Here is a 13068-nt window from a genome sequence, read left to right as displayed (position 1 = left end):
CGAAGCCCCTTGCAAAGACGCTCTGATGAAACGGAAGCATAACCGCTCGAAGGCGGCGCTCATCGCTCTCATCCCGACCTGGGCTGCGGTGGTCGTCGTCTACCTCGGCACCATGGTCTGGTCGGTGACCCTGTCCTTCACCAATTCGCGGCTGTTCCCATCGTGGAACTTCGTCGGGTTCGAGCAATATTCCAAGCTGTTTCAGACCGCCAAATGGCTGGTCTCCTTCCAGAACCTGGTCATCTTCGGCGTGCTCTACGTCTTCGGCTGCCTGTTTGTCGGCTTCCTCCTTGCTGCCGCCCTCGATCGCAAGGTGCGCTTCGAAAGCGCTTTCCGGACGATCTTCCTCTATCCCTATGCCATGTCCTTCGTCGTCACCGGCCTGATCTGGCAATGGATGATGAACCCGACGCTCGGCGTTCAGGCAAGCGTGCGTGCGCTTGGCTGGCAGAGTTTCACCTTCGACTGGATCATCAACCGGGATCTTGCGATCTACGCGGTGGTGATCGCGGCCCTCTGGCAGGGCGCAGGCCTCGTCATGATCCTTGTGCTGGCCGGCATGCGCGGCATCGACGGTGAGCAGTGGCGCGCTGCCCGCATCGACGGCATTCCTGTCTGGCGCATCTATGTTTCGATCATCCTGCCGCAACTGACGCCGGCCTTTGCCGCCGCCGGCACGCTGCTCTCTATGGGCGTGATCAAAACCTACGATATCGTTGTGGCGCTCACCAATGGCGGACCGGGATCGGCGACCGAGGTGCCGGCGAAATTCATTATGGACAATCTGTTCCAGCGTCAGAATCTCGGCCTTGCGACTGCAGCCGCGACCGTCCTGCTTCTGACCGTGCTGATCATCGTCGCACCCTTCCGCTATGCCCAATATATCCGCGCCCGGCGCCAGGCAGGTACGCTATGATCCATCCCCACGGCCCCAGGCCGACGCAGATTACCGTGGCGCGCATCGGCCTTTATGCCTTCCTCATCTCCGCCGCGCTGTTCTTCGCCGTGCCGCTTTACGTGATGATCGTCACATCGCTGAAGACCATGGACGAGATCCGCCTGGGGCAGATTTTCGCCCTGCCGCTGCGCCTGGATTTTACCGCTTGGAAGACGGCCTGGGCCGGTGCTTGTGCCGGGAGCGAATGCACCGGAGTACGCATGGGCTTCCTGAATTCGGTGAAGATCACCGTGCCGGCCGTTGTCATTTCTGTCCTGATCGGCGCGATTAACGGTTATGCACTCTCCTTCTGGCGGCCGAAGGCAGGACGACTGATGTTCGGCCTGTTAATGGCCGGGGCGCTGGTGCCCTACCAGATCTTTCTCTATCCGCTGGTGCGCGCCATGGCGGTCATGGGCCTCTACAACAGCCTCGGCGGCATCATTCTCGTACATGTGCTGTTCGGTCTGCCGCTGGTGACGCTGCTCTTCCGCAACTACTTCGTCACCATTCCGGAAGAGCTCTTCAAGGCAGCGCGCGTCGATGGCGCCGRCTTCTGGCGGATTTTCATCGAGATCATGCTGCCGATGGCGCTTCCGATGATCGTCGTCGCCTCGATGTTCCAGTTCACGGGCATCTGGAACGACTTCCTGCTCGGCGTCGTCTTTGCCGGACGCGACAATCTGCCGATGACCGTACAGCTCAACAACATCGTCAACACGACGATGGGCGAGCGCAACTACAACGTCAACATGGCGGCCACCATCCTCACCGCCATCATTCCGCTCGCCATCTATTTCCTGTCCGGACGCTGGTTCGTCCGCGGGATCGCGGCCGGCGCCGTCAAGGGGTAAGGCTGAATGCACTCTGCTGTTTCCATCAAGGACCTGAAGATTAGCTACGGCGACCATACGGTGATTGAGCAGATGTCGCTCGATATCGCACCGAAGGAATTCCTCGTCCTGCTCGGCCCGTCCGGCTGCGGCAAGTCGRCCTTGCTGAACGCGATCGCCGGCCTTGCAGACATCACCGACGGGGAAATCTGGATCTCAGGGGAAAACGTTACCTGGGAAGAACCGAAGGATCGTGGCATCGGCATGGTGTTTCAGTCCTATGCGCTCTATCCCCGCATGTCGGTACGCAAGAACCTCTCCTTCGGCCTCAGGGTCGCGGGCCTGCCGAAGCCGGAGATCGACAGCCGGGTCGAGCGAGCCGCATCGCTTCTGCACCTTGAAAAGCTGCTCGACCGCCGCCCGGCCGAGCTTTCCGGCGGCCAGCGCCAGCGTGTCGCGATCGGCCGCGCGCTGGTGCGCGAAGTTGACGTCTTCCTGTTCGACGAGCCGCTGTCGAACCTCGATGCCAAGCTGCGCAATGAGTTGCGCGTCGAGATCAAGAAGCTGCACCAGCAGCTCGGCAACACGATGATCTACGTCACCCACGATCAGGTGGAGGCGCTCACACTTGCCGACCGCATTGCCATCATGCGCGATGGCGTAATCCAGCAACTGGGCACACCGGCGGAGATCTACCACCGGCCTGCCAATCTCTTCGTCGCCAGCTTCATCGGCGCTCCCTCGATGAATTTCATTCAAGGCAGCATCGAACCGGACGGCGACAAGGTCCTATTCAAGGCGGGCGATCTCACCCTCGACATGTCCGGTTACGCTTTTGCAGCAAGGCCGCCGGCCGGCCCGGTAACTCTTGGCGTGCGTCCGGAACATCTGAGTATCCGGCAGGATGGAGGAACAGTCGCACTGAGGGCAACCGTCTCTGTCTTGGAGCCGATGGGCTCCGATACGGTTGTCTGGCTCACCTGGAAAGACACGACCCTGTCGCTGCGGGTCATGGGTGATCTCGCGCTCCAGCCGGGCGATGTCATCGGCATCGGTCTCGATCTCTCCAAGGCATCACTTTTTGCAGGGGACGGCGACCGCCTCTGAGCCGTCCTCTGCCGGCAGCAGAGAGATCGCGCTGCCGGTCCCATTCCATTGATGAAGTCAGGTTTTGAACGACATGTCTGAGAAAGTGTATGATGCGCTGGTGATCGGCTCCGGCGCCGCCGGCTCCTTTGCCGCCATGGAATTGACGGCCAATGGTCTATCCGTCCTGGTTCTCGAAGCCGGCCCTGAGATCAGCAGGAAAGACTTCGATCCCACGCGCAAGAAACCGCCGGCAAGTGCCATCAATATCTGGGAACGGGCACGGGCAACCATTAGGGGCCAACCGGTGCAGGCGCGCGCCGCCTTCTTCACCGAGCGCTTCAGCCACTTCTTCGTCAATGACCGGAAGAACCCCTATACTACGCCGCGCGGCGAACCTTTCCTGTGGATCCGCGGCCGGCAGTCAGGTGGGCGCCTGCACAGTTTCGGGCGCGTGCTGCTGCGCTGGAGCGATGACGATTTCAAGATTGAGAGCCGCAACGGCCGCGGCGTCGACTGGCCCGTCTCCTATGACGAACTCTCCCCCTTCTATGCCGAAGCCGAAAGCCATCTTGGCCTCTACGGCAATCAGGATCATGTCTCGACCTTACCGGACGGCGTCTATTCCCGCCCCGCCAACCTTACGCCGGCCGAAGAGCTCTTCAAGAAGACCATCGAAAGCCAGGCGCCAGAACGGCATGTCGTATCCTGGCGTTATATCGCACCGGACGCCGAGCGCGTGCCGCGCCCACTGCGCGAGGCGCTCGCCAGCGGCAAGCTGACGATCCGCCACGATGCGATCGTGCGTCGCATTACCACAGATGCGAAGACGGGCCGGGCGACGGGCGCAGAATATGCTGATCGCAATTMCGGCAGCGTCMATGCGGTCAATGCCGAAAACGTCGTCCTCTGCGCCTCGCCGATCGAAAGCGTTCGCCTGCTCTTGAATTCGGCATCGGCAAAGCACCCGAACGGGCTTGGCAATAGTTCCGGCACGCTCGGCCGCTACTTCATGGACCAGCTGCCTTGCCTGGCCTTTGGAACCTTTCCGCCTGCCCGCGGCTGGTCGCATGACGATTCGGCGCCGCAGGACCCGTTCTACAATCCGTCGGGCGGAATCTTCGTCCCGCGCTTCGACAATGTGGAAGGAAAGGCGCCGCGCGGCGACTTCGCCTATCAGGGCAGCGTCGGCCGCGCGCCGGTCGGCGATAACGAGCCGTCAAGCCTTGCCTTCTTCGGCTTCGGCCTGATGCTGCCGCACGCCGACAATCGCATCACTCTCGATGCCAGCCGCAAGGATGCCTGGGGCATTCCGGTGCCGCGCATCCGCTGCGTCATGCATGAGCCCGAGCAGGAATTGATCCGCAAGCAGGAAATGACCCTGATCGACATGGTGAAGAGTGCCGGCGGCGAGCTCGATTTCATCGGATCACCGCTTGGCCTGACAGAAATGGGCCGCGGCGCTTTCCCGGATGCCGACCCTTTAAGCCGTTTCCTGTTCCGCAAGTGGTTCCGAAAGACCATGTGCATGGGTGCCGCAATCCATGAAAGCGGCGGCGCGCGCATGGGTACCTCGCCGGAAAACTCCGTCCTCAATGGATGGAATCAGAGCTGGGACGTGCCCAATCTTCTTGTGACCGACGCCAGCGCCTTTGCCGGTGGCGGAACGGCGGGTACGACCTTGACCGTCATGGCCCTGACCCTGCGCGCCTGCCGGAAGCTCGCGGCGCAATACCGCGGGTCTGCCGGCGTCTCCAAACGCGGTGAAGTGTTGGGGTAACTGGAGCAACACCAAAGACTAGGCCGGGCTGGCAGCCAGCGCGATCGAGTCGGCMACGTCATTTACCCGATCCGACAATATGGCCGTCGCCACGCGAAGATGTGCGCTTGCAAGAATGGAGAATTTGGCACCGGGATGAACCGCAATGCCTCGCGCCGCAAGCGTGACCATCGCGAAAGGTTCGGATGCGACCGGCACCCAGGCACACAGGCCGCTGCCATGTTGCACTTCGATCCCACGTTCCCTCAGAGCATCGACCAGATCGGCCCRACGCTGGAAATAGATATCACGAGAGCGTTGCAGCGAGGTTTGCGTCACGGGATCCCGCAGAAGCCATGCTGTGGCCGCCTGAAGGATGCGGCTTGTCCAGCCGGCGCTGAAGCTGCGGTAGGACTGGATCTGTTCGACGATCGCACGCGAACTTGACAGCACGGCAAGCCTCRGATCCGGACCATGCGTCTTTGAATAGGAGAGAATGTGAATTGTCCGGTCGGCAAACCGATCGCCGAGCGAATGACGCGGGGCCATGGAAATGTCGGCAATGCCGTCATCCTCGACGATCAAGGTGTCCGTACCGTCGAGGATGTCTCCAAGGTGTTGTAACCGCTCGCTGCTGACGTGCTGGCCGGTTACCGAGTGAAGCCGCGGCTGGAAAATGAAGGCGATGGGCCGCAGCTTCATTGCGGCTTCGAGAGACGAAGGCAGCGGCCCCTCCCGATCGCACTGGACCGGAAGGATCTGCACGCCGCGGTCCTCCAGAATATCAAGAAGCCGCATCGCGGTCGGATCTTCGATTGCAACGGACGCACCGGGCATGACGAGCGCCTGGATGAGCGTGTAGACCGCGTTATAGCCCCCGTTCGTCGCCAGAAAAGCCTCCGGTTCATAGGGCCAGGTCTTTCGGACAGCCTCTTCGAGTTCCGGAAGAATGCGGCTTCGCTCGTAGCTGTTGAGATTTTCCGCCGACGCTCCGTAGGCCATGGCTTCGGTAAGCTTTGGCAAAAGCCTGATATCCGGTACGGCCGATGTCAGATCGAGGACGTCGGCTCCATAACGGCCGGAACTGCCGAGCCGTTCGGGTTTCGCCACGAAACGATCGCCGCTCACCCAGGTGCCGTTCCGTCCCCTGCCGGTAATGATTTTCTGGCGCCTCAGCTCGCTCCAGGCCTCGGAGATCGTCGCCGGACTGATCCCGAGCGCAAAGGCGAGATGGCGGATTGGCGGCAGCTTCGTCCCGACGGGAAGTGCCCCAGCTCGGATCAAGGCACTGGTTTCAATCGCAATTCCTCGAATTGTCCGATCGGTCAATTTTTGGGCAAACCATGCCGCATCGACAATATCGCTCATTTAATCGCCACTTTTAATGTTCAATAACGTAATAACATTTGATCGGATAAGTTTGAACATTTAATTATTCCGAAAACAAGGTCTTTGCGAGTGAATGCCGATGCCCCTTAACCTCCGACTTGCCCTCCGTGACTGGGACTACATCACGCCCCTGGTTCTTGGCGATGTCTCCTCGCACAAGCTCGACATCAAGGTCGACCGGGTCGGCACCTTGCTCTCGCATCTCGGCAAGAGCGACCACTACGATGTCGCGGAAATGTCCTTCAGCCGCTATGCGCAGCTGCGCATCGATGGCGACGAGAGCGTCGTTGGCATTCCGAACTTCATCATGCGCGGCTTCCGTCACCGCTGCATCATTACCCGCAAGGACGGCCCCATTACCGAACTCCGCCAGCTGGCCGGAAAACGTATCGGCGTCACTGGATGGCGAGACTCCGGAAATACCTGGACCAGAGCGGCGCTACGCCGCGAGGGCGTCGGCGTCGAGGACGCCATGTGGTATGCAGGTCGCCTGACCGAAGCGCATCCGATTGTCGATCGCCTCGACGGGTTCGGTCGGGCCGGCCGCATCGAAGCGGCTCCCGGCGAGCGCCCCATGGTTGATCTTCTCAAGGAAGGCTTCCTCGACGCGATCTTCACGCCTTTCATGCCTGACGGCTATTTCGGCGGAGGATCGCCGTTCCGGCAGGTCCTCTCCGATTTCAGAGGTGCCGAACGTCAATATTTCGATGATGTGGGCTATGTTCCCGGCATGCATCTGATCGGCATCAAAGCGGGCATCGTCGCGCAGAACCCGTGGGTGATCGAAGAGCTCAGCAAGCTGATCGATGAATCGCAGCGGATGTGGCTGAGCAAACGCCGCAAATACGCCGACACCACGCCCTTCATGATGGACGAGCTGTTGAAGTCGGCGACCGAGCTTCCAGTCGGCTGGGAGTCCAGCGGCTTTGCGGTCAACCGCAAGATGATCGCCGACTTCGCCAGCGAGCTTCACGTCCAGGGCATCCTGCCGCAGCTGATGACGCCGGAACACCTCTTCTCCTTCGATGTGGACGGTAGCCGCATCGGGTGAGCGCAATACAAAACGCATAAATTCGAACCAAACAGGGGAAATAAACAATGTCGATCAGGAAAATTGCATGCCTTGCTCTGACGAGCGTAGTGATCTCGGGGACAGCCTTCGCTGAAGATGCGGCCCTGCCCAAGCTTTCCGTCAACGACGCGCTTCATGCGCAGTTGCCCGAAGCGATCCGMACGTCCGGCAAGATGATCTCCGTCAACAATGGCTCGTTTCCTCCCTATGAAATCGTAACAGGCACCGAGATGAGCGGCGCCAGCGCCGATCTGACCGGCGCGCTCGGCCAGGTTCTCGGCGTCGAGATCGAGCATGAGACCGTCGGCGGTCTGCCGGCACTGCTGGCCGGCGTCAACTCCGGCCGCTACCAGTTTGCCTTCGGTCCGGTCGGCGATTTCAAGAGCCGTGAAGAATCCAACGATTTCGTCGACTGGGTTCAGGAATTCGTGGTCTTCTCCGTGCAGAAGGGCAATCCGAAGGGCATCACCTCGCTCGATACCGCCTGCGGTAACCGCATCGCAGTCATGGCCGGCGGTTCGGCCGAAAAGGTCATCCAGGTGCAGGCCGAAAAATGCAAGACTGATGGTAAGGGCGCGATCGAGGTGCAGTCCTTCACCGACCAGCCGAGCTCGATCCTTGCCGTTCGCTCCAAGCGTTCGGATGCCTTCTTCTCCTCCCAGGCGCCGCTTACCTATTTCGTGTCGCAGGCCAACGGCCAGCTGGAACTGACCGGTGTCGGACAGAAGAACGGCTTCGAGAACCTCTATCAGGGCGCGGTTGTCGCAAAGGGCTCGCCGCTCGGCCCAGTCCTGCGCGACGCAGTCAAGGTGCTGATGGACAATGGCACCTATGCCGCGATCATGAAGAAGTGGGGCCTTGAGAACAACATGATCAAGGAGCCCGGCATCAACCTCGGTGGGACACTTCCGAAATGAGCACACAAACGCAAACACTCGCATCGCCCTCCGGCGATGCGAGAAGCCGGGATGTGGCCCATGCCCACAAGCCCTTCCCCAAGGGCCGCGTCGCGGCCTGGGGCATCACGTTTGCGATCGCCGCCTACTGGGCCTGGTCGGTCGCGCAGAACGAGAATTTCGGCTGGCCGGTCGTCGCTCAATATTTCCTCGACCCGACCGTCATCAGCGGCCTTTACGTCTCGCTTGGCCTGACGGTTGTCGCGATGATCATCGGCATCGCGCTCGGCCTCGTGCTGGCCGTCGCGAGAATGTCCAGCGACCGGCTGGCGAGCTCGCTCGCCTCGCTGTTCATCTGGTTCTTCCGCGGAACGCCGCTCCTGGTGCAGCTGATCTTCTGGTACAATCTTTCGACACTCTTTCCGACATTGTCGATCGGCATTCCCTTCGGCCCGACCTTCATGAGCTGGGATACGAATTCGGTGATCAGCCCGATGACGGCTGCAATTGCCGGTCTCGCGCTCAATGAGGCTGCCTATATGGCAGAAATCATCCGCGGCGGGTTGCTTTCGGTGGACAAGGGCCAGTACGAGACGGCGGAAGCCTTCGGCATGACGCGCATTCGCGCGCTTCGCCGCATCATCATCCCACAAGCCATGCGCTCGATCGTTCCGCCGACCGGCAACCAGCTGATCAGCATGATCAAGGCCACCTCGCTTGTCAGCGTCATCGCCATGGCCGACCTGCTCTATTCGGTGCAATCGATCTACAACCGCACCTTCGAGATCGTGCCGATGTTGCTCGTCGCCGTCCTCTGGTACCTGCTCATCACGTCGGTCCTGAATATCGGCCAGGCCTATATCGAGCGCTATTACAGCCGCGGCGATCGCCGCACGGGCGCCGCCAAACCTGCAAAGGAGACGGCCGTCATGGCACAGGCAACGGAGGCAGGCGCATGAACGAGATCGCCACTATCGAGCCTCTCGTCAAGGCACGCAATGTCCACAAGTCCTTCGCAGATCTGGAAGTGCTGAAGGGTATCGATCTCGACGTCGCGCCCGGTGAGGTCGTCGTCGTCCTTGGCCCCTCCGGCTCCGGCAAGTCAACGTTCCTGCGCTGCATCAACCATCTCGAATCCATCAACCAGGGTTCGATCGAGGTGGACGGCGAACAGATCGGCTACCGCCTGCACAAGGACCGGCTGCTGCAGCTGTCGAACCACGAGATCGCCCAGCAGCGCCGCAAGATTGGCATGGTGTTCCAGCAGTTCAATCTCTACCCGCATATGACAGCGCTGCAGAATATCATCGAAGCGCCGGTCGGCATCCACGGTGAAAGCCGGAAGGTTGCGACCGAAAACGCGCTGAGGCTGCTGGAACGGGTCGGGCTTTCGGCCAAGGCCGACAGCTATCCGCGCCAGCTTTCCGGCGGTCAGCAGCAGCGCGTGGCGATTGCCCGCGCTCTCGCCATCAAGCCGAAGCTGATGCTCTTCGACGAACCGACTTCGGCACTCGACCCCGAGCTGGTCGGCGAGGTTCTCGCCACCATGCGGGATCTTGCAAACCAGGGTCTGACGATGATCGTCGTCACCCACGAGATCGGTTTCGCGCGGGAAGCGGCCGACCGCGTCGTCTTCATGGATGACGGCAAGGTCGTGGAACAGGGCAAGCCGGAAGACGTGATCGGCAACCCGCAACACCCCCGCACCAGAAGTTTCCTGTCGCGCTTTATCTAGCGCGGCGGCTCCTCCATGCTCTTGCCCTGCGGGCTGGCTTTACTGTGAGCCGGCCGGCGATACCGCGCCCATGAAACTGGAATTGCCATGTCCCTCGACAATGATTTTGCCCGCCTCTCCGATTTCGAACCGATGGAAGCAGAGCTGACGGCTGTCCGCCGGCATCTCCACGCGCATCCCGAGCTCTCCTTCGAGGAGGCCGAGACCGCGCGTTTTGTTGCCGAAAAGCTGGAATCCTGGGGTTATGACGTGACCCGCAACGTCGGCGGCCATGGCGTGGTTGCGCGCATGACGGTCGGCGCCGGAAAGAAGAGCATCGCCATCCGCGCGGACATGGACGCCCTGCCGATCACCGAGGAGACAGGTCGGCCCTATGCCAGCATGGTTGCCGGCAAGATGCATGCCTGCGGACATGACGGCCACACGACGATCCTTCTCGGCGCGGCCGAATATCTGGCGCGCACGCGCCGCTTCAACGGTACGGTCAACCTCATTTTCCAGCCGGCCGAAGAGGCAGGTGCGCTGAGTGGCGCGCCCGCCATGATCGCCGACGGCCTGTTCGAACGCTTTCCCTTCGACGTTATCTTCGGCCTGCACAATCATCCCGGCGCACCCGAAGGCACCTGGCTGATGCGGTCGGGCCCACTGATGGCGGCTGCCGACAGCGCCGAGATCATCATCAAAGGCAAGGGCGGCCACGCCTCGCGTCCGCATCTGACCGTCGATCCGGTGGTCGTTGCCTGCAACCTCGTCGTCAGCCTGCAATCGGTCGTTTCGCGCAGCATCGATCCGACACAGACCGCCGTCGTCACGGTCGGGGCGATCCATGCCGGCGAGGCCGCAAACGTCATCCCCGAAAGTGCAAAACTGCTGCTCAGCATCCGTTCCTTCGACCCGAAGGTGCGCGAGACGCTGGAGGCCAGGATCCGCAGGCTCACTGAAACGATTGCCGACGGTTACGGGGCAACTGCGGAAATCGACTACACTCGCGGACACCCCGTGGTCGTCAATTCGGAAGTGGAAACCGAATTCGCCCGCATGGTTGCAGAAGAACTCGTCGGTGCGGAAAAGGTGGGCCTCTGCAACCTCATCCCCGGCAGCGAGGACTTCTCACATTTCCTCGAGCACAGGCCTGGCAGCTTCCTGCGGCTCGGCAATGGTATGGATTCCGCAATCCTGCACAGCGCGAAATACGATTTTGCCGACAAATCCCTGACGGTGGGGGCCGCGATGTGGGCACGCCTGACCGAACGCTATCTCGACGATTGAGCCAATCCGACGGCAGATAGAGTATCGCCGCAGCGCGTTCATGGCAGAACGATCTCACGCCCCTGCTACCAGGCCGGAAACGGATCTTCGAGAGCGGACCAATCACGCGGATCTGCGCTGGCCAGGCAATCGTCCAACGCGGTCCGCATACCTGTCTCGTCCATGCCCACGCCGATGAAGACGAGCTCCTGGCGACGGTCACCCCAGGCGCTGTCCCACCGGCTCTCAAGATGCTGATGAAACTGCTGATGGATCGGCCAGTCCTGTCGAGGAACGGCCGCCCACCAGAGCCCCATCGGTTCGCAGCGCCGTTGCACCCCGGCAGCCGACATTGAGCCTACGTGCCGCGGACGCGTGGCAAGCCAGAAATGACCTTTGGCCCGAATGACACCTGGCCAGGGTTCGTCCAGAAATGCTCGAAACCGCATCGGGTCGAAGGGACGCCGCGCGCGATAGACAAAGCTCGAAACCCCATATTCCTCCGTCTCCGGGACGTGCTCCCGGGGGCTGTAGAGTTCCTTGTACCATAATGGGTGTGCGGCGGCTTTTGCTTCGTCGAAGAGGCCGGTATTGAGGACGGTTGCCAGAGAAACCTTGCCGAAATCCGTCTCCACAACGCGCGCATCCGGGTTGAGGGCCGCAACCGTCTCGCGGACGTCTCTGAGGATCTCTTCGCTCGCGTCCGAGATCTTGTTGATCACGACGACGTCGGCAAACTCGATCTGATCGACCAAGAGGTCAATGAGTGTCCGCCGATCGTCACCGTCCCGCTGCAGGCCACGGTCACGCAGCAGATCAGCGCTACTATAATCGGCCAGGAGACTTGCCGCATCGACGACGGTCACCATCGTGTCGAGCTTCGCAAAATCGGAAAGAGAGACACCGTTCTCGTCGCAGAAAGAAAATGTTGCCGCGATGGGGCGTGGCTCGGCAATGCCCGTCCCTTCTATCAGCAGATAATCGTATCGTCCCTMCGCGGCCAATCGCCGGACCTCCGTCAGCAGGTCGTTGCGCAGGGTGCAGCAAATGCAGCCATTGCTGAGCTCGATCAATGTCTCCGTCGTGTGCGACAGATTGCAGCCGCCATCTCGAATGAGACTGGCGTCAATATTCACTTCGCTCATATCGTTGACGATGACGGCGACCCGCAAGCCCTCACGATTGTTCAGGACGTGGCTGAGAAGCGTCGTCTTGCCGGCGCCCAGAAAGCCGGCGAGCACTGTCACCGGCAGCCGTTCGATCTTGATCATTGGCCTCCTTGGAATGTGGTCTTCCGCCGCGGCCAGCATTTGCTTCATCTCAGCCTCATTCGAAACCCGCCCGTGATCCGTCCGATGCTTCATGCGGCGAGCTGCGGCCGGAAGACCACGTCGGCATAGTAATTCGCTGAATCGTAGGTGTTGGTCGGGAAGAGACCCGTGGTGGCGGATCCGCCATAGGCATAGAGGCCGTTGCCACCGGCGGCGGCACTCGACAGCGCCGACAGCGGACCATTGCTGACACCGTTCGTGAAGAAGCCATCCGTCGCCACGTAGGCGCCGGTCGTGTGGTAGGAGGCAACATAGGTAGTGTTGGCTGTGATGGTGACGGGCGTTGCGAAGTTTACCGTCTGCCAGCCGCTTGCCGTGGTGGTGGTGAAGGTGGCGGTGGCAAGCTTGGTGCCCGTGGAGGTCCACAGGTCGACGACATTCTGGCCGTTGTCGTTGGCGCTGCGATAGAACTTGATGGCGGTAATGTCACCGGCAACGTTCGACTGGAACTTGACGCCGACTTCGAGCTGCTGACCGTCGTTGAGGTTGGTCTGGGCCGGTGTGCTGGAGGCGTTAAACAGGCTGTAGGTCACAGGCGCCACTGTGGCAGCAATATTGAAGGTCTCGTTGGCTGAGAGGCCGCCGAGGTCGGTCGCCGTCACCCTGACGCCGTAGGTGCCGGCTGCTGCCGGTGTGCCGGAGAAGGTCCGCGTTGTGGCGTTGAAGGCCAGCCAGGCGGGCAGCGCCGTGCCGTCGGCAGCCGTTGCCGAATAGGTCAGCGTCTCGCCGCCGTCGACATCGGTGAAGGTGGTTGTCGGCAGCACGAAGGAGAAGGCCGAGCC

At 61.2% G+C, this 13068-nt stretch carries 12 protein-coding genes; 9 read left to right on the top strand and 3 right to left on the bottom strand.

Features of this window, described 5'->3' with window-relative positions; translation table 11 throughout:
* Positions 1-25: 25 nt before the first annotated feature.
* The 4 genes from AC1DNW_RS24760 (at position 26) to AC1DNW_RS24745 (ending at position 4636) form a co-directional block, all read left to right on the top strand.
* Positions 26-916 (top strand): carbohydrate ABC transporter permease, encoded by an 891-nt coding sequence (locus AC1DNW_RS24760; RefSeq protein ID WP_113308007.1) that lies wholly within the window; start codon positions 26-28, stop codon positions 914-916.
* Entirely contained in the window at positions 913-1791 is an 879-nt protein-coding gene (locus tag AC1DNW_RS24755) for a carbohydrate ABC transporter permease (protein ID WP_477854637.1), read from the top strand. The genes AC1DNW_RS24760 and AC1DNW_RS24755 overlap by 4 nt, the downstream gene beginning before the upstream one ends.
* A 6-nt stretch (positions 1792-1797) precedes the next feature.
* Positions 1798-2877 carry an ABC transporter ATP-binding protein gene (locus tag AC1DNW_RS24750; protein ID WP_477854636.1) on the top strand — a complete coding sequence of 360 codons (1080 nt, stop codon included), beginning with the start codon at positions 1798-1800 and terminating at the stop codon, positions 2875-2877.
* Between the two features lie 73 nt (positions 2878-2950).
* Positions 2951-4636, top strand: a complete 1686-nt coding sequence (locus AC1DNW_RS24745; RefSeq protein ID WP_477854635.1) for a GMC oxidoreductase — start codon at positions 2951-2953, stop codon at positions 4634-4636.
* 18 nt (positions 4637-4654) lie between these two features.
* Here the strand turns inward: AC1DNW_RS24745 and AC1DNW_RS24740 are convergent, their stop codons facing one another.
* Positions 4655-5983 carry an aminotransferase class I/II-fold pyridoxal phosphate-dependent enzyme gene (locus tag AC1DNW_RS24740; RefSeq protein WP_477854634.1) on the bottom strand — a complete coding sequence of 443 codons (1329 nt, stop codon included), beginning with the start codon at positions 5981-5983 and terminating at the stop codon, positions 4655-4657.
* 100 nt (positions 5984-6083) lie between these two features.
* On the opposite strand from AC1DNW_RS24740, the gene AC1DNW_RS24735 reads away from it, so the two are divergent.
* The 5 genes from AC1DNW_RS24735 (at position 6084) to AC1DNW_RS24715 (ending at position 10976) form a co-directional block, all read left to right on the top strand.
* A complete protein-coding gene (locus AC1DNW_RS24735; RefSeq protein WP_477854633.1) occupies positions 6084-7055 on the top strand; it encodes a substrate-binding domain-containing protein in 972 nt (323 codons plus the stop codon).
* 47 nt (positions 7056-7102) lie between these two features.
* The gene (locus AC1DNW_RS24730; RefSeq protein WP_113307988.1) at positions 7103-7993 is read left to right on the top strand and encodes an ABC transporter substrate-binding protein; all 891 of its coding nucleotides are present in this window, start codon (positions 7103-7105) and stop codon (positions 7991-7993) included.
* Positions 7990-8931 carry an amino acid ABC transporter permease gene (locus tag AC1DNW_RS24725; RefSeq protein ID WP_477854632.1) on the top strand — a complete coding sequence of 314 codons (942 nt, stop codon included), beginning with the start codon at positions 7990-7992 and terminating at the stop codon, positions 8929-8931. Before AC1DNW_RS24730 ends, AC1DNW_RS24725 begins: the two co-directional genes overlap by 4 nt.
* Positions 8928-9707 (top strand): amino acid ABC transporter ATP-binding protein, encoded by a 780-nt coding sequence (locus AC1DNW_RS24720; protein WP_477854631.1) that lies wholly within the window; start codon positions 8928-8930, stop codon positions 9705-9707. The genes AC1DNW_RS24725 and AC1DNW_RS24720 overlap by 4 nt, the downstream gene beginning before the upstream one ends.
* Positions 9708-9794: 87 nt before the next feature.
* Complete coding sequence (locus tag AC1DNW_RS24715) at positions 9795-10976, top strand: M20 aminoacylase family protein (RefSeq protein ID WP_477854630.1); 1182 nt, start codon at positions 9795-9797, stop codon at positions 10974-10976.
* A 65-nt stretch (positions 10977-11041) separates the two neighbouring features.
* Here AC1DNW_RS24715 and AC1DNW_RS24710 read toward each other — a convergent pair whose 3' ends face one another.
* Entirely contained in the window at positions 11042-12226 is a 1185-nt protein-coding gene (locus tag AC1DNW_RS24710; protein WP_477854629.1) for a GTP-binding protein, read from the bottom strand.
* Positions 12227-12315: 89 nt separating this feature from the next.
* Positions 12316-13068, bottom strand: a 753-nt coding sequence (locus tag AC1DNW_RS24705) for a DUF4082 domain-containing protein (RefSeq protein WP_477854628.1), incomplete at its 5' end; no start/stop codon positions are given.

The organism is Rhizobium sp. 05L429 (assembly GCF_056397645.1).
The sequence above is the reverse complement of the archived record's forward strand: the minus strand, read 5'-3'. Positions and strand labels throughout refer to the sequence as shown.

What these genes read in the sequence shown, in the direction of transcription:
- AC1DNW_RS24720 (WP_477854631.1), top strand. Translation starts at nt 8,928, where the DNA reads ATGAACGAGATCGCCACTATCGAGCCTCTCGTCAAGGCACGCAATGTC.
- AC1DNW_RS24735 (WP_477854633.1), top strand. Translation starts at nt 6,084, where the DNA reads ATGCCCCTTAACCTCCGACTTGCCCTCCGTGACTGGGACTACATCACG.
- AC1DNW_RS24725 (WP_477854632.1), top strand. Translation starts at nt 7,990, where the DNA reads ATGAGCACACAAACGCAAACACTCGCATCGCCCTCCGGCGATGCGAGA.
- AC1DNW_RS24715 (WP_477854630.1), top strand. Translation starts at nt 9,795, where the DNA reads ATGTCCCTCGACAATGATTTTGCCCGCCTCTCCGATTTCGAACCGATG.
- AC1DNW_RS24760 (WP_113308007.1), top strand. Translation starts at nt 26, where the DNA reads ATGAAACGGAAGCATAACCGCTCGAAGGCGGCGCTCATCGCTCTCATC.